Annotated in this window: 23 protein-coding genes; 15 read left to right on the forward strand and 8 right to left on the reverse strand. The window is 69.6% G+C overall.

Annotated elements, in window-relative coordinates; all coding sequences use genetic code 11:
• Window positions 1-23 precede the first annotated feature (23 nt).
• The 3 genes from QI554_RS18750 to QI554_RS18760 all read right to left on the reverse strand — a co-directional run bounded on the left by QI554_RS18750 (window position 24) and on the right by QI554_RS18760 (window position 1,855).
• A complete protein-coding gene (locus QI554_RS18750; protein ID WP_281471204.1) occupies window positions 24-656 on the reverse strand; it encodes a hypothetical protein in 633 nt (210 codons plus the stop codon).
• Window positions 653-895: a hypothetical protein gene (locus tag QI554_RS18755; protein WP_281471205.1), complete on the reverse strand. Its 243-nt coding sequence runs from the start codon at window positions 893-895 to the stop codon at window positions 653-655. The genes QI554_RS18750 and QI554_RS18755 overlap by 4 nt, the downstream gene beginning before the upstream one ends.
• A gap of 357 nt (window positions 896-1,252) precedes the next feature.
• A complete protein-coding gene (locus QI554_RS18760) occupies window positions 1,253-1,855 on the reverse strand; it encodes a hypothetical protein (protein WP_281471206.1) in 603 nt (200 codons plus the stop codon).
• A 195-nt stretch (window positions 1,856-2,050) separates the two neighbouring features.
• Between QI554_RS18760 and QI554_RS18765 the strand changes: the two genes are divergently transcribed.
• Genes QI554_RS18765 through QI554_RS18775 form a run of 3 tightly spaced genes read left to right on the forward strand, consistent with a single transcriptional unit; the run spans window position 2,051 to window position 5,389 of the window.
• Entirely contained in the window at window positions 2,051-2,479 is a 429-nt protein-coding gene (locus tag QI554_RS18765; protein ID WP_281471207.1) for a hypothetical protein, read from the forward strand.
• Between the two features lie 25 nt (window positions 2,480-2,504).
• On the forward strand, window positions 2,505-4,004 hold the full coding sequence (locus QI554_RS18770; protein WP_281471208.1) for a WXG100 family type VII secretion target: 1,500 nt from the start codon (window positions 2,505-2,507) through the stop codon (window positions 4,002-4,004).
• Between the two features lie 11 nt (window positions 4,005-4,015).
• On the forward strand, window positions 4,016-5,389 hold the full coding sequence (locus tag QI554_RS18775) for a S8 family serine peptidase (RefSeq protein WP_281471209.1): 1,374 nt from the start codon (window positions 4,016-4,018) through the stop codon (window positions 5,387-5,389).
• Window positions 5,390-5,452: 63 nt separating this feature from the next.
• On the opposite strand, the gene nucS is transcribed toward QI554_RS18775, so the two are convergent.
• The 4 genes from nucS to QI554_RS18795 form a co-directional block, all read right to left on the reverse strand.
• On the reverse strand, window positions 5,453-6,112 hold the full coding sequence (nucS, locus tag QI554_RS18780; protein WP_281471210.1) for an endonuclease NucS: 660 nt from the start codon (window positions 6,110-6,112) through the stop codon (window positions 5,453-5,455).
• A gap of 51 nt (window positions 6,113-6,163) precedes the next feature.
• Entirely contained in the window at window positions 6,164-6,613 is a 450-nt protein-coding gene (locus tag QI554_RS18785) for a hypothetical protein (protein ID WP_281471211.1), read from the reverse strand.
• Window positions 6,614-6,732: 119 nt separating this feature from the next.
• Window positions 6,733-8,433, reverse strand: a complete 1,701-nt coding sequence (locus QI554_RS18790; protein WP_281471212.1) for an alpha/beta hydrolase — start codon at window positions 8,431-8,433, stop codon at window positions 6,733-6,735.
• A 2-nt stretch (window positions 8,434-8,435) separates the two neighbouring features.
• A complete protein-coding gene (locus QI554_RS18795) occupies window positions 8,436-8,774 on the reverse strand; it encodes a type VII secretion target (protein ID WP_281471213.1) in 339 nt (112 codons plus the stop codon).
• Window positions 8,775-8,965: 191 nt separating this feature from the next.
• Between QI554_RS18795 and QI554_RS18800 the strand changes: the two genes are divergently transcribed.
• The 12 genes from QI554_RS18800 (at window position 8,966) to QI554_RS18855 (ending at window position 21,491) form a co-directional block, all read left to right on the forward strand.
• On the forward strand, window positions 8,966-10,174 hold the full coding sequence (locus QI554_RS18800; protein WP_281471214.1) for a hypothetical protein: 1,209 nt from the start codon (window positions 8,966-8,968) through the stop codon (window positions 10,172-10,174).
• Complete coding sequence (locus QI554_RS18805; protein WP_281471215.1) at window positions 10,171-11,295, forward strand: hypothetical protein; 1,125 nt, start codon at window positions 10,171-10,173, stop codon at window positions 11,293-11,295. The genes QI554_RS18800 and QI554_RS18805 overlap by 4 nt, the downstream gene beginning before the upstream one ends.
• Before the next feature lie 138 nt (window positions 11,296-11,433).
• Entirely contained in the window at window positions 11,434-11,826 is a 393-nt protein-coding gene (locus QI554_RS18810; protein WP_281471216.1) for an SCO5389 family protein, read from the forward strand.
• A gap of 191 nt (window positions 11,827-12,017) precedes the next feature.
• The gene (locus QI554_RS18815) at window positions 12,018-13,664 is read left to right on the forward strand and encodes an acyl-CoA synthetase (protein WP_281471217.1); all 1,647 of its coding nucleotides are present in this window, start codon (window positions 12,018-12,020) and stop codon (window positions 13,662-13,664) included.
• Window positions 13,661-15,181: an aldehyde dehydrogenase family protein gene (locus QI554_RS18820; RefSeq protein WP_281471218.1), complete on the forward strand. Its 1,521-nt coding sequence runs from the start codon at window positions 13,661-13,663 to the stop codon at window positions 15,179-15,181. Before QI554_RS18815 ends, QI554_RS18820 begins: the two co-directional genes overlap by 4 nt.
• A 228-nt stretch (window positions 15,182-15,409) precedes the next feature.
• Window positions 15,410-15,820: a hypothetical protein gene (locus QI554_RS18825; RefSeq protein WP_281471219.1), complete on the forward strand. Its 411-nt coding sequence runs from the start codon at window positions 15,410-15,412 to the stop codon at window positions 15,818-15,820.
• A 6-nt stretch (window positions 15,821-15,826) separates the two neighbouring features.
• Entirely contained in the window at window positions 15,827-16,372 is a 546-nt protein-coding gene (locus QI554_RS18830; protein WP_281471220.1) for a hypothetical protein, read from the forward strand.
• Window positions 16,373-16,442: 70 nt separating this feature from the next.
• Window positions 16,443-17,843 carry a hypothetical protein gene (locus QI554_RS18835; RefSeq protein ID WP_281471221.1) on the forward strand — a complete coding sequence of 467 codons (1,401 nt, stop codon included), beginning with the start codon at window positions 16,443-16,445 and terminating at the stop codon, window positions 17,841-17,843.
• 51 nt (window positions 17,844-17,894) lie between these two features.
• Window positions 17,895-18,887: a hypothetical protein gene (locus QI554_RS18840; RefSeq protein ID WP_281471222.1), complete on the forward strand. Its 993-nt coding sequence runs from the start codon at window positions 17,895-17,897 to the stop codon at window positions 18,885-18,887.
• A 29-nt stretch (window positions 18,888-18,916) separates the two neighbouring features.
• Window positions 18,917-19,897 carry a serine/threonine dehydratase gene (locus tag QI554_RS18845; protein WP_281471223.1) on the forward strand — a complete coding sequence of 327 codons (981 nt, stop codon included), beginning with the start codon at window positions 18,917-18,919 and terminating at the stop codon, window positions 19,895-19,897.
• 196 nt (window positions 19,898-20,093) lie between these two features.
• Complete coding sequence (locus QI554_RS18850; RefSeq protein WP_281471224.1) at window positions 20,094-20,747, forward strand: carbonic anhydrase; 654 nt, start codon at window positions 20,094-20,096, stop codon at window positions 20,745-20,747.
• 324 nt (window positions 20,748-21,071) lie between these two features.
• Window positions 21,072-21,491 (forward strand): hypothetical protein, encoded by a 420-nt coding sequence (locus QI554_RS18855; RefSeq protein ID WP_281471225.1) that lies wholly within the window; start codon window positions 21,072-21,074, stop codon window positions 21,489-21,491.
• On the opposite strand, the gene QI554_RS18860 is transcribed toward QI554_RS18855, so the two are convergent.
• Entirely contained in the window at window positions 21,475-22,332 is an 858-nt protein-coding gene (locus QI554_RS18860; RefSeq protein ID WP_281471226.1) for a carbon-nitrogen hydrolase family protein, read from the reverse strand. The genes QI554_RS18855 and QI554_RS18860 overlap by 17 nt on opposite strands.
• Window positions 22,333-22,334 lie beyond the last annotated feature (2 nt).

Genomic DNA, 22,334 nt, shown 5'->3' on the forward strand with positions numbered 1-22,334 from the left:
AGCATCCCGCTCGCTGAGGCGCCTCATGGCGTGCCGGTCAGGTGCGTCGGAGCGGCAGACCAGCCGGGGCGCGTGGTGAAGGCGTCAGCTGTCGCCCCTTCACGAATCCACGACGGAAGCTCGTTGTCCTCGGCCGGGGAGAAGACCGGTTCGGCCCAGTTCGCATCAGGCTGTGGTGCGAGCCGACGAATTTCGCTGCGGCCACCCGTGTAGCGCGAGTGCTGGACGAGGATCCACACCTGGTCGGTGCCTCGGTCCCATGTTGCGCCGGCCAGATCGTCGCCGTACCAGCGGGAGTCACGGTGGACGACCTTGCCGATGGCCCCCTGCTTATCGGAACGCGGCGTATACGTCCGGACGACGAACTGCCAGAGCTTGTTCCGGGGATGCTCCGGGTCGGGCCGCGTGTCGACCGTCAGGACGAAACGATCGAACGGTGACCGGACGTAGCGCTCAGGAGACGCCATTCCGCCGATGTGGTCGTCGATTCGACTGGTCGGATCACTGGACGACGTGTGTGCCGCGGTGGGCCACGACGGCGAATCCGCCGGATCGCCGGTGCCGCGAGGCGCCGCGCAACCGACCATACTTGATGCTGTAAGTACGAAGGCCGCGGCCCACAGAGCCGAACACCGCACCGTGCTGTCGCTGTTCATCGCTTTCCGGGGGCGCTTGTCACGCTCTTGATCGTCTTGCCGTCGGCATCGATGACGACCTGTGCGTCCCGTGGCCACGTTATGTGGAGATCGTATCCTTCCGCCTGGCCGGCGGAGACGAATTTGGCGACCTTGGCCTCCCACGAGTCGGAGGGGTAAAGGAGGTTGGGGTCGACTATGTCGTTGAACGTCAGATCGGCGGTGATGGTGACGATGTAGTCGCCGTTGCCGCGGGCCACCGTGGTGTGTCCGGGAATTCCTCGTCGCCGCTCATCAGCCGAGGGCCTGGGGTATGGGATTCACCGGCACGGCAGGGACCGACGCCGCAGGCTTCGGCGGCGCGTCGATGACGCCTTGCTCGGCGGCCCCGCGGCCGGTGCGAATCGGGCCTGTGTCCTTGAGGGCCTGCAGCGCGCTGTCTGCGGCTGTCGCCGCAGTGTTCAGCCGAGTGACCAATTGATCGAGCCAGGCCAGGCTTACACGAAACTGTTCCGACATCCGTTCCCCCGAACCGTGTCGTTGGCATGCGTTGCCGGACGATACCAGGGGGCGGCCCGGCCCAGGGATGCGCCGGGAAGTGGACGGATTCGTTCAGGTCAGCAGGGGTCGACGAGGGTCTTCACGTCGGCTGCGGTGAGGACCCAGACGTCGGGGACGTAGCCGGTGTTGCCGCCGGGGGTGGTCACCTTGTCCCAGAGGTTGGACTGCATGCCGCGGCCGTACACCTGGGGGCCGGTGGTGTGGCAGACCAGCGTGACCGCGTTGTCGTACCCGAGCTTCGCCACGACGCCGGCCTCCTGGCTGGGCTTGTCGCGGACGATGAGGCCGTACGTCTGACGGGTGTACGCGGTTTTGCCGACGGGAGAGTGCTTGCCGCCGGTCGCGGGAGCCGCACCGGACTTGCCGGCGTCGGGGCTCTCCGGCGCGCGGTCCGCCTGACCGTCGGGGGCCGGCTCGCCCGAGGGTGTGCCGGAGGGGGACGGGCTCCCGGACGCGCCGGCGTGCTTCGCCGGCGTACCGCCGTTGCTGGACGTGAGCACCACGATCACGACCACCACGCACAGCACGAGCACCACGACCATGCCGAACGACGGACGCAGCCCGCCCCCGGTACCCGGCGCGGACTCCCCGCCGCCGGTCGGTTTGCGGCGCAACTGCGAGCGCACCCAGTCCCACGCGGAAGGCGCGTCACCCGCCACGACCCATCCCCCTCGGAGCTCATCCCGTCGACCGGAATCAAGGCTACCTACCTGCGGAGACGACAGGACGGGCAAACGTGGTGATCTATCCCGAAGTTGCGGTGTGGAAGACGTGTTTGATCTTTTCGGTTGGCTAGACTCGCGGAACGGCACGGAACCGTGCCGGGTAAGGCTTCCACGGGGGAGGCGGACGAAGTGGCGTTGCTGCCGGAGGACCAGGCCGCGGTACGGCAGATGAAGGTCGACCTGGAGTCGCTCAAACAGTTCGAGACCGACATCCTCAAGGTCCTCGACGAGTTGACCGATAGCAAAGCGACCGACCCGGTTCAGGGTCTGGTGCAGTTCACGAACTACGGGACCGGGTTCAACGAGGCCACCGCCGTCGGGTGGGGAACCTATGGCGTCGTCGAGAACTTGAAGCGGCTCTCGACGGTCCTGCACAAGCAGATCGAGGCGATGGCGTTGTCCATCCAGATCGCGCAGGCCACGACCGCGGAGGCCGAGGAGACGAACAAGATCAAGCTCAGTCAGATCTTCGGGGACCTGGGGATGCGGCCGAAGAGCCCGGCCGCCGACGCGCCGAAGCCTCAGCCGGGCGTCGCCGACGTCGCGGGCACCGACTAAACGACTGAGCGACGGGGGAGCGACAGTGACCGGGGAACAGACGGACTTCACGCAGTACAGCCACGCGCAGATGGTCGGCATGCTCGCGCCGGCGAAGGGCACCAACATCGTCGAGGCCGGACAGCGGATCGTGCGTGTCAGCGAGGCGATCCGATACGCCGCTGCGGCTCTGAAGAGCAAGACCGAGACCGTGCAGTGGGACGGCCAGGCCGCCAACGACTTCCGGACGTGGAGCGACCAGCTGGTGGCGTCCACCCAGCAGTTGGCCGAGTACGCCCACGCGTCAGGTAACGCGTTGCAGGTCGTGGGGAACAAGGTCGCAAGTACACACTTGCCGCCGGTCCCGGCGGGCGCGCAGGCGACTTTGACGGCGCTGCAGCAGGACCCGAAGGCCGGTGCGGAGATCAACCCGACGACCGGTAAGTCGGCGATGCAGGAAGCGCTGGACAGCGTCAACGGGCCGCACCAGGAAGCGGCCGCGCAGATGCGGGCGCTGGCCGCGACGTACAGCGCGACGACGCAGGACATGGCGGGGCTGAGGGCACCGGACTTCAAGGACCCGGTGAACATGTACGACGTCCGACCGCAGATCCGTGAGGACGAGAACAACTACGGTGCCGCGGCCGGCCTTGTCGGTGCCGCAGCCGTCGGAGCGCTGGCCGGCCAAGGCGGCCTCCACGGCGGAGCCGGCGGGCGGGTCGCCTCTGTATCCGGCATGGGCGCGGCACCTCCGCCCGCCTGGCCGCCTGCCGCACCGGCCGGTGTCCCGTCGGTGGTGGCCCCGACCCCGCATCCCGGAGCGTCCGGATCGGCCGGGAACCTGTTGGGGTACAACGCACCGGGCAATCCGTCTGCTCCGGCCCCGACCGCTCCTGTGCAAGGCGTGAATCGCGGTCTCCCGGCGACGGTGAGCGGAACACCCGGGCCGCTGCCCGGGATTTCGGGAGGGAACGTCCGCACCGGTGGTTCGGGTCCCGGTGAAACCGGGGTGTTGCCGGGGCGCGGCGGTGGCAAGGTTGGCGGTTCGACCTCAGTGAGCAGCGGTTCGGGCTCGGTCAAGGGTGCTCAGCCGGCGTCCGGCGCGTCGCGTGAGGGTATGCCCGCGGGCGGAGTCGGACTCCGAGGCGGCGGCATCGAGGGCGGTCGGCCCCGGACCGGGGCAGTGGCCGCCGAAGGCGGGGCCGTTGCCGGGGGCGGGCGTCCGCCGGGCGCGATCGGCGGGGGCGGTGCCGCAGGAGCGGCGGGCTCCGGCGGGGCCCGCGGCCGCGGCGGCGCCGGGAACCACGGGACGCCGAGTGTCGCCGGAGGCGTCGTCGGGGGAACGCCGCGGAGCAGCGTCGGCCACGGCTTCTCACCGGGCGGCGCGGGGCTTGGCGGTAGCCGCGTCGGCATGATTCGTCCCGGCGCGAACGAGCCGGAGGAGGAACGCAGGCGGCGCAGCCGCGAGCGGGCCGACTACCTCGAAGAGGACGAAGAGACCTGGGGCGGCCGGAACCCCGGCACCGTACCGCCGGTGATCGGCTGAAGGGGATGCTTGTGCGCGGGAAGAGGGCATTGCTGGGAGGCGGCCTCGCCAGCCTGATGCTGTCGGTCGTGACGGCGGTGGCCGCGACGCCCGCCAACGCGCTGCTGGAACCTATCCGTCCCGCGCAGTGGCACCTCAACTCCTGGAAGATCGAGGAGGCTTGGCAGCTCTCCAAGGGCGACGGCATCACCGTTGCCGTGATCGACTCAGGCGTCAAAGCGGATCATCCGGATCTGGAAGGTCAGGTCCTTCCGGGGCCGGGACAGGGCGACACAAATGGACACGGCACCGGGATGGCCAGCAACATCGCAGCCACCGGCCGAGGCAATGGAGGCACCGGTGCTGTCGGGGTGGCGCCCAGCGCGAAGATCCTGTCGCTGAAGAACGGTGCAGGGGCTAGTACGGCCAAGGACGACGCGGCCGCGATCCGTGTCGCGGCCGATTCTCCGGCGCAGATCATCAGCATGTCCTTCGCTGGCGGGTTCAACGATGACGAGGCGGCCGCGGTGCAGTATGCGCTGAGCCGCGGCAAGCTCCTCGTCGCCGGGGCAGGCAACGCCAGCGAGCAAGTCTCCCCACGCAGCTACCCGGCGGCGTACCCCGGCGTGCTTGGTGTGGGTGCATACGACCAGGCGGGTAACGCCTGGTCCGGGGAGACTCAGGGGGACTGGATCTCTCTGGCCGCCCCTGGCGTCGACATTGTCGGAGCCTGCATCGGTCCCACCGGCTACTGCAAGAGCTCGGGAACGTCCGACGCGACCTCCCTCACCGCAGGCGTCGCAGCCCTCGTATGGTCCGCGCATCGAGACTGGACCGCCAACCAGGTCATCAAAGTCCTCATCGACTCCGCGAACAAACCGCAAGGTGCTGTCCCGAACAACGCGCTCGGCTACGGCAACGTCTCCCCCCGCAAGGCCCTCCAATGGACCGGCGACCCCGGTCCCGCCGACGTGAACCCGCTCGTCGGCAAGCGCGGTGACCAGCCCAGGGCCGCCGCCGCGCCGTCAGGCGCCCCGCAGCAGTCGGCGGCGCCCGCACCCGCGGGGAGCCCGCCGCCGGCCGCTGCCCCCGCTGACAAGAAGGGCGACGGCTCCAACACCACCCTCATCATCGGCGTCGCCGTCGGTGGTGTGCTCGTACTCGCTGTCGTCGTAGGCCTGTTCGTCCGGTCGCGGCGCCGTCGGCAGGGTCCGCCGAGTGGGCCCGGGGCCGGGTCGGGGCCGCCGTCCGCGTACCCGGCCGCGCCGTATCAGCCACAGGGGCCGTACCCGCAGCAACAGCCGTACGGCACCCCCCAGCCGCCCCCGTACGCCAACGGTGCTGGCCCCGTCCCGCCGCTGCAGGGTCCTCCGCCGCCCGGGTTCCCCGATCAGTTCCGGCGCTGAAACGACGACGACGCCGCCCCCTTCCCGGGGCGGCGTCGTCGATTCGCGCGGTCGCGGTCTCGTCTAGAACAGCTTCAGCTTGTCGTCCTCGACGCCCCGCAGCGCGTCGTAGTCCAGGACGACGCAGCCGATGCCGCGGTCGGTCGCCAGCACCTTCGCCTGCGGCTTGATCTCCTGCGCCGCGAAGATGCCCTTGACCGGGGCCAGCAGCGGGTCGCGGTTGAGGAGCTCGAGGTAGCGGGTGAGCTGTTCGACGCCGTCGATCTCGCCGCGCCGCTTGATCTCGACGGCGACGGTGCCGCCGTCGGAGTCGCGGCACAGGATGTCGACGGGGCCGATGGCCGTCGGGTACTCGCGTCGGACGAGGGTCCAGCCGTCACCGAGCGTGGTGATCCGGTCGGCGAGCAGCTCCTGCAGGTGCGCCTCGACGCCGTCCTTGACCAGGCCGGGGTCGACGCCGAGCTCGTGGGACGAGTCGTGCAGTGTCTCCTCGATGGAGATGATCAGCTTCTCGCCGGCCTTGTTGACGACCGTCCAGACGTCGCCCTCCTCCTTGAGGGAGCACGGCGGGCTCATCCAGTTGAGCGGCTTGTACGCACGGTCGTCGGCGTGGATGGACACGCTTCCGTCGGCCTTGACCATGATCAGGCGCTGGGCGGAGGGCAGGTGGGCGGAGAGCCGTCCCGCGTAGTCGACGGTGCAGCGGGCGATGACGAGACGCATGGGGACCAGCCTAACCGCCCCACTGACAACGCCTGCCCCACCGTCCGGGACTCACGTGACGGTGCTTCCCGGGCTGGGCCTGAGCTCCTCTGCGGGGAACCTGGCACAGGGCAGCGCCACGGTGAAGGTGACGCGCTTGTAGTCCGGCACCACCTCGACGTCGACCCAGAACGTGTTGTCGGGCCCGTATGCGGTGAGTATGGCCGAGTGGGTGTCCGTCGTGTATCTGAAGTTCGAGACGTCCCATCCGGGCCAGCCGCCGAGCAGCTCTCTGATGCGTTCGACGGCCGGATTGAGCCGGTCGGGGGCGACGTCGTCCCAGTTCCAGATGTGCCGCAGTTTGTACAGCCCGGGGATCGCGTCTCCGTTGCTGTCGTCGCAGTCGCTCTTGGCGAACGCCCAGAAGCCTTCCTTGCCGCCGTTCATCTGCGCCGCGTCGAACAGCCTTGCCGACAACCCGGCCAGCCGGTTCCTCGCTTCCTCGTAGCCGAGAACCTCCAATTTCCTGCCTTTCCAGGTGTCCGGGGTTCCGCCGCTCCGGCGCGTGTCGCACCCGGCTGTGAGGAGTGCCGCGAGACACACCGCTGCGGTGATCGCCGCGACCGCGCGGAAGCGCGCTCTCACGGAGGTGTTCCCCACTTGAGACTGACGCTGGAGTAGTGCTGCGTGACGATCTTGGCGATGTTCATCCGGGATTCGTTTTCGTCCATGTACTCGAAATGCCCGTGCGCGCCGTCGGTTCGGAAGCGGTTGGCGCCGAACGACGTGTCGGAGGGAATGAGGTCGGCGCCGTGCCCGCCGTGCGTCATCCGACCCAAGCTGGACACCAGGTCGTCGCCGTCCGCGAGTGCCGACCAGACGTGTCCTGGCGGCATGCCCAGTCCGGAAGCGTCGTCCACGTGCATCCCCGGGCTGCCGACCGCGACGATGTCCTGCACCGGGAGCGGATGGCCCTGGGAGGCGACGCCGACGGCGGTGGATCCGATGCTGTGGCCGATGACCGTGGTGTGGGCGGGAGGGCCCTGGTGCGACGCGTTGACGCCGTCGACGAACTGCCGCAGTGGTGGGGCGACGCCGTCCACCGAGCCTCGAGGTGCGGACTGTACGACGTTGTCGGGCATGTCGTGGCCGAGCCACATGACGGTCGAGACGGCATCGGGACCCGCGAACTTCTGAGTGTCCATCCACAGGTCACGCGTCCTGTCGATGCTCTCGTCGATTTTCGGCAGGTTGACGCCTGTACCGGGAACGTAGACGGCGGTGTGCTGCGACGTGTCGGGGTTGCCGATGGCGACCACGGCCGTGCCGTCCTCGTGGTACGTCTCGGGGCTGAAGTCGAGGAGGAATGCCGGTGGTATGTAGGTGCCTTCGTGGCCCTTGATGTCCTCTTGCGAGTCGAGCTTGCTTTCCAAGGACGTGATGCCCTCCATCCGGTGCTTGGCGTCCTGAAGCTCGTGCGCCCACCTCTCCCAGGTCTTGGAGCTCTTGTACTTGTCGAATTTCGCCTGCGCGTCGTCTAGTTCCTTCTGCGCCTGCACCTTGGCCTCCTTCAGCGCGATCCTGTTGGCGCGGTCGCGAACGTCGGAGGGCAGGCCGTTCGTGTGTCCGATCTCCTGCGGCGCCAGGGCCAGGTACTGCTGCCTCTGTGTGTCGGTCAGCCCGTTCCACCACGCGGCCGCCGCCTGCGGATTGTTCTTCGGGATGGCGGCGAGATCGACGCCTGCCGGACCCGCGACGGCCGTCGTGTCCGCGGCCAGGTCCTGCCAGCTCGCCAAGGTCGTGTCGTTTCGCGCCGCGACGTCGAGTTTGGCGAGTGCGCCCGCGAGGCTGTTGTCTGCGTCGTTGGCGCGCTTCATGATCGCGCTGATGGACGCCTGCAACCGCGCGGCCCCGTCGGCCATAGCGTGGTTCTCGGCCACGACGGCGTTGACGTCCTCCGGCAACGCCCCTGGCGATGAACGCATTTGCTCGAACAACACGTCGCCGTTCTCCGTCACGAAGAACTTCCCGGCGGCCTGGTCCAGCAGCGGTCGCAGGTCTCGTTGGCACTGGTCGAGTGTGCTGGACGCCCGTTCGAGTGCGGTGAAGACCAGCCGGGCCTCGGCGGCGGCCAGGCGCAGGTCGTCGTCGAGGCGGTCGAGGTTGCGGTACGCGGCGTCGGCGTCCTGCCCCAGCCAGGCCGACGCCCGGAGTTTGGCGGCAACGCCCTTGGCGGCGTCCGCCTCGGCGGTGTCCAGTGCCGTGACCAGCAGGTGCCACTTGTGGACGGCGTCGCCGAGCACCAGCAGTCTGGCGTCCCGGAGTTGGTAGACGTTCACCATCGCTAGTACCAGCCCCGCCCGTCGCCTGACGGGACCGGCTTCGCGTCTTCCAGCAACTGCCGTGCCCTCGCGTCGGCGTCCTCGTGGGCCTTGGCGGTGCCGTCGAGATTGTCTCCGGCGCCGCGGTAGCCGGTGCTGATGAAGCGGATCTGGTTGGCCCAGTGGTCGGCGATGCCAGCCAGCGCACCCGCGATGGCGAACCCTGCGAGCGCGCCCCCGACTTCCTGGCTTGCCGAAGCCATGTTGTCGGTCGGATAGGTAAGGGCCTCAGCCACGGCATGGGCGTTGCCGGCGGACTCGCGCAAGACGGGTGTGTTGACGTGGATGTTCGGTTCCCCCATGACGCTATCCCCCGTAATAGCGGCGATCGTCGAACCCGATGCAACCGGAACATAACATCCGTTCGGATGGCGCGTTTCGGCATTCTCGGACTGTTCACATCTGGAGGGCGTGAATCCGCAACACCGCACACCCATACGTCCGTTCGGTTGTGCGCTAGGCTTCCCGGCCACGGACACGGGGGAGGTGCCGGTTGGGAGGTCTCGAGCCGACGGACGGCGACGGCGGGTCCGCGTCCACCGCCGCGCCTGCTGCCGCTCCGTTGCCCGCTCCCGCCGAGGAGTCACTTGGCGGATGCCTGCTCTGGCTGCTCGTCTTCGCCGCCGCCGTGGCGTTGCCCTGGTGGAGCTGGGACGCCACGCATGACCGCGATCACGAGCGGATACGTGTGGACACCGTCTCTCCCGCGCGCGTTCCGCAGCAGCTGTGCGGTGGTGGCGTGGAGCCTGCGGACGTGTCCGTCCTGGTGGCCATGCGGGCCGCCAAGGAGGTGGTCGTGCGAGCCGAGCATCTGCCCAGTGCCGACGACCGCGGGTTCCGGTGCGACATCGACGGGGCCTATCTGCTCCGGGTCGAGGTGCGCCCCGTCGCCGACGTCGATCCGGCGACGACGATGTTGGATACGGATCCGACGCCCGGCACAGTGCCTGGCGGCTACCAGGCCGGCCTTGCCGCGGAGAGCGCTGCGTGGGTTGCTGTGTCGTGTCCCGAACTGGGAAGTGACCAGGGGCTCTTCGCTCGGGCGGCGTTGGTCGACGGGTACGGGGCGCCGGTCAACCGGCTTGCGGGCGATTTCCAGGACGACGAGCGGGTCGAGCTCGCCCGGTTGGCCGCGCACGCGCTCCGCAACGTCGCGGCGCGGGCGGGGTGTCCGAGCGCGGCCGGCGCTCCTGACCCGGTCGTGCCCGCCGAGCCGCCCGCGTTCGAACGCAAGGGCCTCGCACCGGACGCGATCTGCGGAGAGGTGCTCCCGGCGCTGCCTCCTGTGTCCGCCACCGCCGCCGGCTCCGATGCCGGGAAGGTCTGGGGTCCGCCCGGGGCAGGCATGCAGCAATGCGGCCTCCGGAGGGTCTTCACGTACGGCAAGGGCTGGGGCTCGCACGTGATCAGCACGTATCGAGGCCCGCTGGTCGGCTTGGGGGCATCGTCCACAGGCGTGACGCAGCCTCTCAACAGCTACGGGACCACCCGCATACAGGAGTTCCGCGCCGAAGCCCGGTGCGGCACTGAGCGGGTCACCTGGCTGTCGGGTCTCGTCTCGAACATTGACAACGGCGCACCGAACGGCCCCGAGGTCGCCGAACGCCGCGCCGAACTGCGGCGCCAGTTCGACGCGTTCATCGACCTCAATGTGCGCCGGAACGGGTGCGTCGTCCTGTCCGAGGGGGGTGAGCGCCCGTGACCGAGCAGCCCGCGACGGCCACGCGGTGGCGCCGGGGCCTGAACCGCGTCTGGCTGCGCCACGGCCCCGCGACGCGCTTCCTCATCGTCGTCTGCACGCTGTCGCTGGTCGCCGCCGCGGCCCTGTGGACGCGCGATCTCGTCGCGGAGGCGAGCGTGCCGGACACCGTGTGCGACGGCTTGATCCGCACCGACGACGTAGAGGGTGTCGGATCCGCGCGTACCGTTCATCCGTTCATGCGGCGTGAGCGGCGCCCGGGGTCGCCCGAAGTCGAGTGCAGCGTCGGTGCGTTGGTGCTGTCCGCCTACGTTCTGCCGAGGGCCGCGGGCGTCGTGCGCGACGTGACGTCGGCGATGTGGGTCGGCGCCGCGCCGGTCGGTCCCGGGATCCAGGGAGTGACGGCCCGGAGCGCCGCATGGCTCGTGTTGCCGTGCCCGCAAATCGCGGATGGAGCACCGTTGTTCGTATCCCTTCAGGCGACTCCCGGGAGTGGGCACAACAGCGGTGGCTTCCAGCGGACGCTGTTGGCGAAGGCGCTGGTACGCGCCGCGCGCGTCATCGGAGAGCGAGCCGGCTGCGGCGGTCCGCGTCTTCCGGACGCCGTCGTTCCGCCGGCACCGAAACCGGCTCCGCAGGTGGGTGGCCAGCCGCTCGGCAACGGCGAGGACCTCTTCACGTTTACGTGGCGGGTCTGGGCGGACACCCGCAAGCCGCTGCCGTCGGGCCCGGTCTGCGGTGTCCCGGCGCAGGCGCTGCCGTCGACCGGCGGGGATCCGCCCACCTCGTACGCGGAAGGCCCCGGCGGAGGCGTGCTGTACACCTGCACCATCTACGCCGGCGGCACCAACACACTCGACAGCGCCCGATTTACGGTGCTGCGCGGCGATCTCGTCCGTTACGTGAAGGACCCGTACGGCAGCCCGCTCGGCACCGGTCCGGACAGCGGCCGCCTGCAGAGCGACTCGGCGTGGGTCACCGGGACCTGTGGCGGTGCCCCGGTGCTCTTCTCCCTCAAGAACGGATTCCGCACCTACACGGACCGGAGCGCCGAGACCGAGAGGGCCTTCCGCGCCTTCGTCGCCGACTACACCGCGCGCGAGCACTGCACCGCGGATCTCTAGACCGAGGATCTCCGGGACCGCAGATCTCTGGACCGCGGATCTCCAGCGTCCGGGCACAGGCCTGGTACTTCCCGCACACGCTGGCATACCGTGAGTCAGTTCCCGTACTGCTCAAGCCAGTTGGGAGAGGAGTCCGTCATGTCGCTGGATGTGCCGCCGGAGCTGCTTGCGCAGGCCGAGGCCGGCGAGGTGGATGAAGCGGAATTCGTCGAGTGCATACGCGCGTCGCTGCCCTACGCGTGGGAGCTGGTCGCCGAGTTGGTGGCGCGGCTGGAGGTCGACGGCGGGGAGTTCGCGGACAACCAGGTGCCGCCGCCGGACGAGCAGGCGCGCGGGCAGTTGCTGCGGGCGCTGGCCAGTGACGCGATCCGGGGGGCGTTGGAGCGCCACCACGGGGTGACGCTGGCGTTCCAGAACTGCCATCGGGTCGCGGTGTTCCCGAAGGGGGCGCGCGGGTCGGCGCGGCACGCGGCGTTCACGTCGGTGCGCGGGCAGTTGCTGAACCAGTCGCCCGTACTGCGGGACTGCTGACCGGGGCGAACGCCGACCCCCGCGCCATCCCGCTGAACCACGTTCAACAACCCGGGCCGGGCCTGTTGCCACCAGGTCCGGCCTGCGGTTTGCTGTGCTGAGCGAGCGTTAGAGAACCGCGTGGCCGGCGGCCGCGCCCCCTGCACTGAGCACCTGCGTACGGCACCTCTTCCACCTCTCCAGGGGAGCCCATGGGTATCACTCAGCCTCTGCACCGCATGGCACAGCAAGACCCCGGCCGGACCGCGCTCGTCGAGGGCGCGATCACGGTCACGTACGGGGAGTTCTACGAGCGGACCGCCCACGCGGCAGGCGCTCTCCGGGAGATCGGCGCCGGTGACGGCGCCCGCGTCGCGGTCCTGTCGCTCAACTCGGTGCGCTACCTGGAGGTGCTCGCGGGCACGATCTGGGCGGGCGGCGTCGTCAACCCGGTCAACATCAGGTGGAGTCCGCAGGAGATCGCGTACTCGCTCGACGACTCGCAGACCGAAATCCTTTTCGTGGACGATGTGTTCGCCGCGATGGTGCCCAAACTGCGCGAGCTCGGCGAACACCCGCTCACCGTCGTGCACTTCGGCGCCGGCCCGACGCCCGGCGACATGCTCGGGTACGACGACCTGCTCGCCGCCGCGGCGCCGGTCCCCGACGCGGGCCGCACCGGCTCCGACCTGGCCGGCATCTTCTACACCGGCGGCACGACGGGCTTCCCCAAGGGCGTCATGCTCAGCCACACCAACCTGCTCACGTCCGCGCTCGGCGGCCTGGTCGCGACCGGCTCGCTGCGAGAGGGCGAGGACGCGTGCGCGGTGTACGCGGCGCCGATGTTCCACATCGCGGGCTTCGGCACGTGGCTGATGACGACGATGATGGGCCTCCGCTCCGTCGTTCTCCCGTTCTTCGAGCCGAGGGCGGTCCTGGAAGCGGTGCAGGAGCAGCGGGCGACGGAGCTGTTCCTCGTCCCGACGATGATTCAGATGGTGCTGGACCACCCGGACTTCGAGAAGTACGACACCTCGTCGCTGCGGTTCCTCACCTACGGCGCCTCGCCGATCAGCGACGCGCTGTTGCAGCGCACGCTCGCCGCGCTGCCCGGGACGCAGCTGTGCCAGGCGTACGGCCAGACTGAACTGTCGCCGCTGGCAACCCTGTTGATGCCCGAGGACCACGCTCACCCGGAGCGGCTGCGCTCGGCCGGGCGTCCGCTGCCGCACACCCACGTGCGGATCGTCGGGCCGGACGACAACGAACTGCCGCGCGGCGGCGTCGGCGAGATCGTCGCGTGCGGCGACAACATGATGCTCGGCTACTGGAACCGGCCCGAGGAGAGCGCGGCGGCCCTGCGCGGCGGCTACATGCACACGGGCGACCTCGGGTTCATGGACGACGACGGCTTCGTCACCGTCGTCGACCGGCTCAAGGACATGATCGTGACCGGTGCCGAGAACGTGTACTCGGCCGAGGTGGAGAACGCGGTCGGCGCACACCCGGGCGTCGCGACCTGCGCGGTGATCGGCGTACCCGACGAGCAGTGGGGCGAGCGGGTCCACGCCATCGTCGTGCCGCACCAGGGCGTCGAGCTGACGGCGCAGCAGATCCGGGACCACGCACACACGCTCATCGCGGGGTACAAGTGCCCGCGTTCGGTCGAGTTCGTCACCGAACTCCCGCTCACGGCGGCCGGGAAGGTCGCCAAGAACATCCTGCGCGAACGCGTACGCGACGCCGCCGACACCACCCCCGTCCCCGACGCAGACGCAGACGCAGACGCAGACGCAGACGCCGACGCCGACGCGCAGTCAGACGCCCATGCCGCCCCGAAGGAGGGGAGCACCCCATGACCGCATCCGTCGAAAGCCCCGCGGCCGGCAGCACGGCGCGCGAGACGTTCGCGTCGCTCAACCCGGCGACCGGCGAGGAGATCGCCCGCTACCCGGTCCACACCGCCGAGGAGGTCGGCGAGGCGGTCGCGCGCGCCCGGGTCGGCGCGGCGTGGTGGTCGGCGCTGTCGCCCGGCGAGCGCAAGCGGCGGCTCGGCGCGTGGGCGGGCGTCATCGCACGCGAACGCGAGGCGCTGTGCCGGCTGATGCACGAGGAGAACGGCAAGCCGCGCGACGACGCGTTTCTCGAAGTCCTGCTCTCCCTCGAGCAGTTGACGTGGGCGGCCGGGCACGCGGGGCGGGTGCTGCGCCGCCGCCGGGTGTCCAGCGGCATGGCGATGGCGAACCAGGCGGCCAGCGTCGAGTACGTCCCGCTCGGTGTCGTCGGCGTCGTCGGGCCTTGGAACTACCCGATGTTCACCCCGATGGGCTCGATCGGGTACGCGCTCGCGGCGGGCAACGCCGTCGTGTTCAAGCCCAGCGAGTACACCCCGGGCGTCGGGGTCTGGCTCGCCGACGCGTTCGCCCGCGCCAACCCGGACGCCACGTCCGGCGTCTTCGAGGTCGTCACCGGCCTCGGCGCGACGGGGGCGGCCCTGTGCGCGTCCGGCGTCGACAAGATCGCCTTCACGGGCTCGGCCCGCACCGGCCGCAAGGTGATGGCGGCGTGCGCTGAGAACCTCACGCCGGTGCTGATGGAGTGCGGCGGCAAGGACGCCCTGATCGTCGCCGACGGCGCGGACATCAAAGCGGCGGTCGACGGGACGCTGTGGGGCGCGATGGCCAACTCGGGCCAGACGTGCGTCGGCATCGAACGCGTCTACGTAGTCAAAGGCCTCGAGACCGCCTTCCTCACCGAACTGAAGTCGGCAGCAGCCAAACTGAAGACCGGCTCCGCGCACCCCGACCGCGTCTACGGCCCGATGACCATGCCGTCCCAGGTCGACGTCGTCCGCCGCCACGTCGAGGACGCCGTCGCCAAGGGCGCCACAGCGGTCGTCGGCGGCGTCGACTCCATCAAGGAGCCGTTCATCGACCCGATCGTCCTCGTCGACGCCCCCGAGGACAGCGCGGCCGTCTGCGAGGAGACCTTCGGCCCGACCGTGACCGTCCGCACCGTCGCCGACGTCGACGAGGCCGTCGCCCTCGCCAACGCCACCCCCTACGGCCTCGCCGCCTCCGTCTACGCCGGCGGCGCCCGCCGAGGCATCGACATCGCCCGCCGCCTCCGCACCGGCATGGTCTCCGTCAACGCCGTCATCGCCTACGCCGGCATCCCCGCCCTCCCCTTCGGCGGCGTAGGCGAAAGCGGCTTCGGCCGCACCCACGGCGCCGACGGCCTCAAGGAGTTCACCCGCGCCCAATCCGTCACCCGCAAACGCTTCAACGCCCCCCTCGACCCCACCACCTTCAACCGCAGCCAATCCACCATGAAGTTCCTCGACCGCTACGTAGCCACCAAGTTCGGCCGCAAGTAACCCCCAGGCCGGGCCCGAACTCCCGGGTCCGGCCCCGAACCGGGGTGGAGCCCGGCCGCAAGGCCTCCCTCAGCCGTCCGCAGGCCCGAGCCAATCATGACCGGTATCGGAATGGTCTGTTCCGATGGTCCTGATTTCTTGCGGTCTTCTCGCTCAACCGACTAGCGTGCGGGCTCCCACGCGGCGCGTGGGAGCCGCGCATCGGGGGATGCGCGGGAGCGGGGGCTCATGGACGAGATGGAACGTATTCACCGCGCGCTCAACCCGTCGTTGTACGCAAACGGTGCGGCGGAGGCGTCGCCGTCCCGATTGCTGAGCGCGACGGCTCCGGGCGGCGCGGGCGCCGTGAAGGTGACACCGGATCAACTGGACACCGCTGCCAAGGCGGTTGACTCGACCGCCGAGTCGCTGAAACGGAACACGAACGGTTCCCGGGACCAGATCACCGCCGCGGCCAAAGGGATCGACGGCTGGGAAACGGCGCGTGCGCTGGGATACCTCGGAGAGACCTGGGAGCACCAGGTCGACAGCCTCTTCAAAGCGCTGATGCAGGGCTTCTCCAACCTGGAGCAGGTTGCCCGCAACTACAGGCAGGCCGAAGAGCGCGTCAAGAAGCAGATCAAGCAGGCCGGAGGCTGATCGCCGATGTCGGATCTGTCTGTCGCTGCCGTGATCAACGCAAAGCTGATGGACCTCGATGCCACCGCGGCGGCCTTCGAGAGGATGACGCAGTCCTTCGTCGTCATGCGGGATGAATTCCGCGCGTCGGTGACTGACGCACTGCAGGCGTTCTGGCAGGGAGAGGCCAGCACGGAGGCGCACGAGCGTCTCGGTCTGGCACAGACCCAACTGGAGGCAGCAGCCGTCGAGGCGGCCGCGATCGCGGGTCAACTGCGCACCGCACACTCGGATTTCACGGCGGCCCAGCGAGACCTGCAGAACGCTCTGAACGCTGTCTCGGCCGAGGGCATGACCTGGGAACAGGAGCCGAGCATCGGCCAGTGGATGCAGGGCGGGATCAACGTCTCATGGCCGCCGTCGCCCGCCGGCGAGGCGATGAACGACGCGGCGTGGGAGCACACCCAGCAGACCAGGGAAGCCACGGCCAGACGTCTGTCCCAGGACACGTGCCGCGGCCGCGGATCAGAGCGCGGCTCAGGCGCTCACCCGGGACGTCGGCGGCAGCGATGAACGGTTCAACGCGACTCCGTCGGCGGACCCGTTCAAGGACGCCCCGCGCACGACGGACCTGCTGAAGCGGATGCCGAACCTCAGCCCGGCCGAACGCGCCGAACTGGAAGCGCTGCTCAAGGCGAACGAGGGCAACGACCTCTTCGCCGAGAGCGTCATGACGGCGATCTGCCCCACGAAGCTCCTCTCGATCACGAAGGAGCTCGAACCCGAGACAGGCATCCCCGGTCTGCAGATCGGCCGACAGCCACGTGACCAGGCGCTCATCGACCTCCTCGGAAGCACCTTGGCATCGGCGAGTCCGGCTCTTGCGAACAACCAAGGGTGGATGAACGATCTCAAACAGGCCGGACGCGGTGGCCAAAACGGAACGTTCAGCCAGCTGCTGCGGAACGGCGAGTACGACGCCAAGTTCCTCAACGATGTCGGCGGCGACATGATCGACCTGGACCGGACTACCCACACCAACGCGCTGGGTAGTGACAATCCCGCCAAGGACGGCATCGCCGGCTTGATGGTGGCCTTGAAGAACAGCCCGGACGCGGCAGCGCATTTCTTCGAGGGAGACACCGGCAAGGACCGGATCGAGTACCTGGTCGACGGGCGCCTTCCCAAGCCCCCGCACGGCCAGGGAAGTTCGTCCCACATGGATGCGCTCGGCCAGGCGCTGGTCGCCGGTAGCGTCGGCCGTACGGACGAGCACACGGTCAGCGTCCTCGAGAACACCGTGTCGGTGCTGGCGGACAAGGGTGTTGCTGATGTCCTGAAGGGCAGCGTCACGCAGATCCTGGCGGGCAACGTCGAGTCGATGCATCTCGGGTTGACGCAGGAATCCGCCCAGAAGAACACCCTGGGGCTCCCCGACCCGGGGACTGTGGCGAACATCCCCAGATCCGAGTTGAAGAGTGTCCTGGGTGACCTGGCAGACAGCCCTGGGCGAATCGCACTGCTGAAGGAGGCGGAAGAAGGGTTCGCCAAGATCACGCTCGACCGCATCACCGTGGGGCAGCCTAAGAACCCCGCGGATCCGGTTGTGATGAGTCAGGTGAATACCTTCGCGCACAAATTCGGCGAAGCCGTCGGCGTACTGGACGAGTCGGTCGCTCAGGACGTCCGCGACGCGGCGAAGGAGCGTGACGAAACCCAGGGCGACAAGTACACCCGCTACGAGCGTTGGGGCAATGCGGCCGTGTCCACCGCTACCGCATATGTGGTCTCGCGTAATCCGATCGGGGGTGTGGCTATCGGTGCGTTCGGCACCAGCGTCAGCGGGTTCGTGAGCGAGGTTCTGCAGGTCAACAAGCCGGACTCCCAGGACGTCGTCGACGCCCAGGTCGACAGGATCTACACCACAGGCATCGCCCGCGGGGAGGATCTGGTCAACGTCTGGAGCGAGTACCACCCGGAATACGGCGGCGGACCGAACACGAGCGTCGGTGACGGCTATGCGTCGATCATCCGAAAGCGGTAGGCGGTGGGTGCGATACGTAGACGTGGTGCATGGGCAGGCGCACTGGTTGTCGTGCTGGGCGTCGTCGCGGGATTGCTGGTATGGACGCGGGGGAGCGATGAGCAGGCGAAGTCGTACTGCAGCGGCTTGGTTCCGGACGAGCGGTTCAAGAGCATGGTCCCTGCCGGCGACTATCCACACGGTCGACAATCAGATCTCGTCGGCGACCCGGCGGCCGAGGTCACATGTGAGATTTCGCTGCCTGACCTCCGGCAGGTCGATGCAACGCTCGAATTCCAAGTTCGTACACGCTACTCCGACATCAAAGCGACGGATGACGCCGCGGGACTTGAGGCTCAGCTGAGCCCGGTGCAGCCGCTCGGTGCCGGTCTGGTCGGTATCGGCTCTGATCTGTTCGCCTGGGTGCGGCTGCCGGCGTGCACAGTCGGAGGACCGGAGAAGTTCGCGCGGTTGGTCGTCCGGGATCAGAAGCCCGCCGCCAAGGGAACGGACCAGTTCTACAAGTACTTCCCCGGTCGTCCGGACAACAGGGCGCGGGTCGCCGCGCTGCTTGTTGACATGGCCAACGGCGTGTACCGCATGGCGAAATGCTCCGCGGCGCCTTTGCCCGTACCGACTGTCGGCGCCCAGGCGCGGAAGACGCCGACACCGGCGAGCGGGGAAATCTGCGGATTGCCTGCGTCGCGTCCCGGCGTCCAGCCGACGGTGCCGACGGACTTTCAATGGACGGGCCGTGATCCGGCGTGGGAGGAGTGCCTGATCCGATCGCCGGGGGACCCGGATGACACGGCGCGCCTTCGGCTTTGGGTGGTCAAGGGGGAGCCGGCCCGGCTCGAAGCGGACTGGCGCCGCGAGAGCGTCACGGTCGAAGGCATGCACAAGGCCAGTCGTTTTCCCTCATCGAGTCGTCTCTACTTCGGTTCCTGCTCAGGGGTCCCAATGTTCCTGTCCGTGGAAGGTCGGGAGCTCTGGGGTGCCGAGGAGCAGATCTTTGCGGCATACGCCCAAGCCGTCGCGGAGCGGGAGGGCTGCGCGCTCGTGTGACCGCGAAGGTCCGGCGTAGGGTCGGCGGCATGTTGACTCATGGGGATGTGGTCGAGGCCGCGCGGCGGGTGGTGGGGGTTGTGCGGCCGGTGGCTGTGGCGGGGGTTGAGGGTGGGGGGTTCGGGGGCGGCGAGGTTTGGCTGGCGTTGGAATTCCTGCAGTACACAGGGTCGTTCAAGGCGCGCGGGGCGGCGAATTTCACGGCGGCGCATATTGAGCGCGGGACGATGCCCGAGGCCGGGGTCGTGATCGCGTCGGGTGGGAACGCCGGGTTGGCGTGTGCGTGGGCGGCGAAGCGGCATGGGGTGCCGGCGACGGTGTTTCTGCCGGAGACCGCTCCGCGGGTGAAGGTGGCGCGGCTGCATGATCTGGGTGCGGATGTGCGTCAGGTGGGCCGGGAGTACGCCGAGGCCGTGGTGGCCGCGCACGCGTATGCGGGGGAGACCGGGGCGCTCGAGTCGCATGCGTACGACAACCCGCTGATCGCGGCCGGGGCCGGGACTCTGCTGGAGGAGATCGCCGCCGCGGTGCCGGATCTGGACACGGTTGTTGTGGCGGTCGGGGGCGGGGGACTGTTCGCTGGTGTGGCGGCTGCGGCGCGGCGGTACGGGGTGCGGACGGTCGCCGTCGAGCCGGTGTCGTGTCGGGCGCTCAACGCCGCGGTCGAGGCGGGCCGGGTGGTTGACGTGGTGGTTGAGTCGGTGGCCGCGGACTCGCTGGGGGCGCGCCGGGTGAGTGAGGCCGCGTTGGAGTGGGCGCGGAGTGGTGATGTCGTCTCGGTGCTGGTGGACGATGCGGCGATCGTGCGGGCCCGGCGCCGGCTGTGGGACGACCGGCGCCTGGCCGTCGAGCACGCCGCCGGGGCGGCCCTCGCCGCGCTGGAGACGGGCGCCTATGTGCCCGAGCCGGGGGAGCGGGTCGCGGTGGTGCTGTGCGGGGCCAACACGGACCCCGGTGATCTCGTGGACGGGGCCGACACGAACCCCGGTGATCTCGCGCACGGCGCGTAGGCGGCGTAGGGGGCATAGAGGGGTGTAAAGGGGCGCACGGACGCGAGAGTGGGCGCGTAGGCGCGTATGGGGGAAAGATCGGCCTCCTGAGATCGCCAGAAACGGTGTATTTCAGCCCACCGTGCCCTTCACGCGTGGGCCATCCCACACAGGGCTGCCCGTGCGCGATGATCCGCCCCCTCGTACCCTCCGATATATGCCGCACACCGCACCCACCCCGGCCAAAGCCTTCGCGAAGCTCCTCGAAGGCAACCGGCGCTTTGTCGCCGGTGGGCCCGAGCACCCCAACCAGGACGCGGCGCGCCGTGCGGAGCAGGCGCCCGCGCAGACGCCGTTCGCGGTGCTGCTGGGCTGCTCCGACTCCCGCCTGGCCGCCGAGATCATCTTCGACCAGGGCCTGGGCGACCTCTTCGTGGTCCGTACGGCGGGCCACGTGCTCGGCCCCGAGGTGCTCGGCAGTGTCGAGTACGGCGCGGGCGTGCTGGGCTGCCGCCTGGTGGTCGTGCTCGGCCACGACTCGTGCGGCGCGGTGGCGGCGGCCAAGACGGCGGTCGACGAGGGCCTGCCGACGTCCGGCTACGTGCGCGACGTGGTCGAGCGGGTGACGCCGAGCATCCTGTCCGCCCGTGCGGCCGGCCTCGATGCCGACCGCGACATCATCGACGAGCACGTCCGCCTGACCGTCGACCGCATGGTCGAGCGCTCGCGGGTCCTCGCCGACCTGATCGACGAGGGCCGCGCCGCGGTCGTCGGCCTGTCGTACCAGCTGGCGGAGGGCACCGCCCGCATCGTCACCTCGCGCGGCCTCCCGGAGGACGCCCTGGCCCCGGCCGCGAGCCCGGCGGTCTGACGCCCCGAAGGCGCCACCACAGACACCACGACGCCGCCCGCACCGCCCCGGAAGGGGAAGGTGCGGGCGGCGTCGCCGTTCCGGGGCCCTGTCGCGGAGCCGCCGCGCGCGAGGACCGCCAAGTCGGCGGTGCGCGGTGGCTTTTCGTTTCCGACGGTGGCAGGCCGCACCCGCCCCGAGACGCCGCCCCGAGACGCCGCCCCGAGACGCCGCCCCGAGACGCCGCCCCGAGACGCCGCCCCCGCAGCGCCGCTGCCGGCGTGTGCTTCAATTTGAGCAACTGCTCAAAGCGTTTGCTCAAAGCAGCTGCTCAAGGGGAGAGCCATGCCTGCACCTACCGACGACACCTCTGCATCCGTACCAACCCCAAGCCTCCGCCCCGCGTCCTCGCGCGTCGCCGGGCCGCCGTCCCAGGTCAACCGGCCCGCCCGGCTGCTGGCCTGGATGGCGTTCGCCGTTCCATGTGCGCTGGTCATGTGGTGCGCCTGGGGGACCGCCTCCGACTTCCGTTCCGGCTACCTCGTCTTCCTCGTGGCCACCGCGCTGCCGCTCTGCGCCCTCGTGCACCCATTGGTCACCAAGGACCTCGGCGAGTTCCGCGACGGCACCACGGCGCTCGCGATCTTCCTGTCGCTGTACGGCTTCCTCGCGTTCCTGCTCGGGGCCTTCATCTACTTCCTGTCCGTGCCGCTGCTCGTCCTGGCGCGGTTCGCCGCGCGGCGTCCCGTCAAGGTCGCGGGGTGAATCCCCCGCCGCCGTACATGGGCAGCTTGATGTCGGCGCCGTACGAAGCGAGCTGCGCCCAAGGCCGGTTGATGCCCGCCGAGCCGAACTCGCGGACACGGGTGACCGTGTCGAGGTCGAGGACGTCCACGAGGATCTCCTCGCCCGGTCCCGCCTGCTGGCGGACGATGCCTTCCGGGTCGACGATCGCGCTCTGTCCGACGCCGGCCGGGTCGGCGGCGTTGAGGTTCACCACGTAGACCTGGTTGGTCCACGCGTTGGCCCGCGCGCACACCAGCTCCATCTCGCGGTCGCGGGTGGTGGTCAGCGTCGGCTGGATCACCACCTCGGCGCCGAGCCAGGCGAGTTGCCGGACCGTCTCGGGGAACGACCCGTCGTAGCAGATCGCCAGCCCGGCACGCCCGACGCCCGGGATGTCGAAGACCACGAACTCACTGCCAGGCGTGGTGGTTTCGTACGGCTGCCAGGGAAACACCTTGCGGTACCGCGCCGCTATCTCGCCGTCGGGCGAGACCGCGATGGCGGTGTTGTAGACGTTGCCGTCGTCGGCGCGCTCGTACAGGCTGCCCGGCACGAGCCACAGCCCCGTCTCGCGGGCGAGTTCGCCGATGCGGTCGGTCAGCGGCCCCGGGATCGGGACGGCCGCCTCCGTCATCCAGTCGGCGCGCGCGTCGAGCAGCGGCGCCTCGGCGGCGAGCATCAGCTCGGGTACGACGACGAGTTGAACGTGCGGGAACGTCGCTCGTACGGAACGGACCTGACGGGCGAACCGGTCCCACGTCGCGTCGAGGTCGTGCGCGACGGGCGTGGTCTGGATCGCGGCGATGGCGAGAGTACGCATGG

Source organism: Yinghuangia seranimata, assembly GCF_029953285.1.
Lineage (GTDB): Bacteria > Actinomycetota > Actinomycetes > Streptomycetales > Streptomycetaceae > Yinghuangia > Yinghuangia seranimata.

Coding starts and splice junctions, on each gene's coding strand:
- QI554_RS18750 (WP_281471204.1), bottom strand. CDS start 656: ATGAACAGCGACAGCACGGTGCGGTGTTCGGCTCTGTGGGCCGCGGCC.
- nucS (WP_281471210.1), bottom strand. CDS start 6,112: ATGCGTCTCGTCATCGCCCGCTGCACCGTCGACTACGCGGGACGGCTC.
- QI554_RS18790 (WP_281471212.1), bottom strand. CDS start 8,433: ATGGTGAACGTCTACCAACTCCGGGACGCCAGACTGCTGGTGCTCGGC.
- QI554_RS18795 (WP_281471213.1), bottom strand. CDS start 8,774: ATGGGGGAACCGAACATCCACGTCAACACACCCGTCTTGCGCGAGTCC.
- QI554_RS18810 (WP_281471216.1), top strand. CDS start 11,434: ATGTCGCTGGATGTGCCGCCGGAGCTGCTTGCGCAGGCCGAGGCCGGC.
- QI554_RS18815 (WP_281471217.1), top strand. CDS start 12,018: ATGGGTATCACTCAGCCTCTGCACCGCATGGCACAGCAAGACCCCGGC.
- QI554_RS18820 (WP_281471218.1), top strand. CDS start 13,661: ATGACCGCATCCGTCGAAAGCCCCGCGGCCGGCAGCACGGCGCGCGAG.
- QI554_RS18825 (WP_281471219.1), top strand. CDS start 15,410: ATGGACGAGATGGAACGTATTCACCGCGCGCTCAACCCGTCGTTGTAC.
- QI554_RS18830 (WP_281471220.1), top strand. CDS start 15,827: ATGTCGGATCTGTCTGTCGCTGCCGTGATCAACGCAAAGCTGATGGAC.
- QI554_RS18835 (WP_281471221.1), top strand. CDS start 16,443: ATGCCGAACCTCAGCCCGGCCGAACGCGCCGAACTGGAAGCGCTGCTC.
- QI554_RS18845 (WP_281471223.1), top strand. CDS start 18,917: ATGTTGACTCATGGGGATGTGGTCGAGGCCGCGCGGCGGGTGGTGGGG.
- QI554_RS18850 (WP_281471224.1), top strand. CDS start 20,094: ATGCCGCACACCGCACCCACCCCGGCCAAAGCCTTCGCGAAGCTCCTC.
- QI554_RS18855 (WP_281471225.1), top strand. CDS start 21,072: ATGCCTGCACCTACCGACGACACCTCTGCATCCGTACCAACCCCAAGC.
- QI554_RS18860 (WP_281471226.1), bottom strand. CDS start 22,332: ATGCGTACTCTCGCCATCGCCGCGATCCAGACCACGCCCGTCGCGCAC.